At 62.8% G+C, this 2,682-nt stretch carries 1 protein-coding gene and 1 pseudogene; one reads left to right on the plus strand and one right to left on the minus strand.

Going from position 1 to position 2,682, the window contains the following annotated elements; translation table 11 throughout:
- The coding region (gene ppc / locus VIM98_RS18860) for a phosphoenolpyruvate carboxylase (protein WP_331994647.1) at window positions 1-2,382 on the plus strand (2,382 nt) is incomplete at its 5' end.
- A gap of 87 nt (window positions 2,383-2,469) precedes the next feature.
- On the opposite strand, the pseudogene VIM98_RS18865 reads toward ppc, so the two are convergent.
- Window positions 2,470-2,682, minus strand: a pseudogene (locus tag VIM98_RS18865) (hypothetical protein); the annotation flags it as partial.

The following is a 2,682-nucleotide window of genomic DNA, read 5'->3' on the forward strand; positions in this document are numbered from 1 at the left end:
GGCAAGCCGCAGCCCGAATCCCTGCTCGATGCGCTGTTGCGCCTGAAGGAGCAGGGCGTCTCTGCCGAGGAGTTGATCGATTGGTTGCAACGCCTGCATGTCGAGCCGGTATTCACCGCGCATCCCACCGAGGCAGTACGCCGTTCGTTGCTGGAGAAAGAGCAATCCATCGTGCGCGCGCTGGTCGATAACTTCGATCCGACGCGTACACCGCAAGAACGCAAGGAAGACGACGACCGCATTTTCATGGCGCTCAATTCGGCTTGGCAGACGGCAGAGGCCTCGCCGCTGCGGCCAACGGTACAGGACGAACATCACCACGTAGGTTTTTACCTGGCCAACCCGATTTATCGCATCGTGCCGGCCCTGTACGAATCGCTGGCCGAAGCGATGCAGTCGGTGTATGGCGTCGCCGTGCCGTTGCCGCGCCTGCTCAGCTTCGCCACCTGGGTCGGCGGCGACATGGACGGCAATCCCAATGTCGGCGCCGACACCATCGCCGCCAGCTTGTCGACTCAGCGCGCGCATGTGCTGGAACATTACATTGCCGATATCGCCGGGCTGGCGCGTCTGCTCAGCCAGACCGAAGGGCGCGTCGCCGTCGATACCGGCCTGGCCGCCAGGCTGGACGATTATCGCCAGCGCTTCCCCGAGGCCGCCGCGCAGGTTCGTCCGCGTCATGCGGACATGCCGTATCGCACCTTGTTGACGGTGGTCGAGGCGCGGTTGCGTGCCACTCTCGACGATCAGCACAAGGAAGGCTATACCTGCGCTAAGGAATTGCTCGACGATCTGCACCTGATCCGTGACAGCCTGATCGATCATCATGGCTTGCACGCCGGAGCTTACGCGGTGCAGCGATTGATCTGGCGTGTGCGCAGTTTCGGTTTTCACCTTGCGCGGCTGGACGTACGGCAGGATTCGCGCGTGCACGACGAAGCGCTGGCAGCCTTGCTGGGCGACCCCGATTGGCTGGAGCGCGGCGAATCCGAGCGGGTCGGTGCGCTGCGCGACTATGCCGGTGGCGCCAGTCGTTTCGGCGATTGCGACGATGCGCAGGCCGCTGCATTACGCGCGGTATTTGCCACATTGCGCGATGCGCGCGGGCGCTATGGTGCCGAAGCGGTCGGGCTTTACATTATCAGCATGGCGCGATCGGCGGCCGATGTGCTGGCCGTGATGGCGCTGGCGCGCTATGGCGGTCTGGTCGTCGATGGGGAGGTGCCACTGGACATCGCACCCTTGTTCGAAACCGTGGACGATTTGAAGAATGCGCCGGCCACGGTACAGGCACTGCTCGACGACGCCTTGTATCGCCGTCACCTGTCCGCGCGTGGCGATCGGCAGTGGGTCATGCTGGGTTATTCCGACAGCGGCAAGGACGGTGGAACGCTGGCCTCGCGCTGGGGCTTGCAGCGCGCGCAGGTGGAGCTGTTGCAAGTGGCCGCCAAGGCCGGAGTGCAACTGGCGTTCTTCCACGGTCGTGGCGGTTCGGCCAGCCGCGGAGGTGCGCGCATTGCGCCGGCCTTGATGTCCTCGCCACGTGGGTCGGTCAACGGTGTATTGCGTGTGACCGAGCAGGGCGAAGTCATTCATCGCAAGTACGGTATCCGCGCGTTGGCGCTACGCAATCTGGAACAGACCGTCAGCGCCACGTTGCGTGCCAGTTTGCGTCCGCGCGACACCGAGCCGCGCGAAGCCGCCTGGCGCGAACGGATGGACCGCCTGGGCAGGGACAGTCGCGAAACCTATCGGGCACTCGTCGACCGCGACGATTTCATTGCCTATTTCCGTTCGGCCACGCCGATCGACGTGATCGAACGGATGACCCTGGGTTCACGCCCGTCGCGGCGACGGAGCATGCGCGGTGTGCAAGACCTGCGTGCTATTCCCTGGGTGTTTGCCTGGACACAAACGCGTTCGATCATCACCGGCTGGTATGGGCTCGGTTCGGCGCTGGAAGCATCGGCGCGCGAAGACGGCCCAGCATTGCTGGAAGAAATGGCGACCGATTGGCCGTTCTTCGCCAATATGCTCGATGACGTGGAGATGGTGCTGGCCAAATGCGACCTGGATATTGCCGAGGCGTTCTCGCGTTTGTCCGGCCCCTTGCACGAGAGTTATTTCACGCTCATCCGCACTGAGTTCGAGCTGACGCGGGACTGGGTGTTGAGACTCAAGGGGGCGACGGAGTTGCTGCAGCGTGAGCCGCGATTGGCTATCTCCATTCGCTTGCGCAATCCGTATGTGGATCCGATGAGTCTCTTGCAGGTCGATCTGCTCAAGCGCTGGCGCGAAGGCGGCGAGAGCGACGATGGCTTGTTGACGGCGCTGGTGGCTTGCGTGAACGGTGTTGCGCAAGGGTTGCAGAATACGGGTTAAGAGCCCCCCTCACCCCAACCCTCTCCCCCGGCGAAGTGTATGGACCGGGGACATGGGTAACAGGTGTTCGGAGACATAGGTAACAGGTTAGTCGATGGATACGTGGTCTGTCAGGTCGATTTGGCGGATGGGTTGATGGCAGAAGAAAACGTTAAACATCCCGTCCTGCTCAGGGGCGGGTTGAAGGAGGATGGGCAGGCCCGTGAGCGCTTTGGAAATGCGGTAAACGCGGCCACGAAAGGCGATGCGTCCGTCGCTGTCGACCTTACGCACCAGGGAACCGGCAGGATATTCAATGGG

This window comes from Dyella sp., assembly GCF_036568765.1.
Classification (GTDB): domain Bacteria; phylum Pseudomonadota; class Gammaproteobacteria; order Xanthomonadales; family Rhodanobacteraceae; genus GSA-30.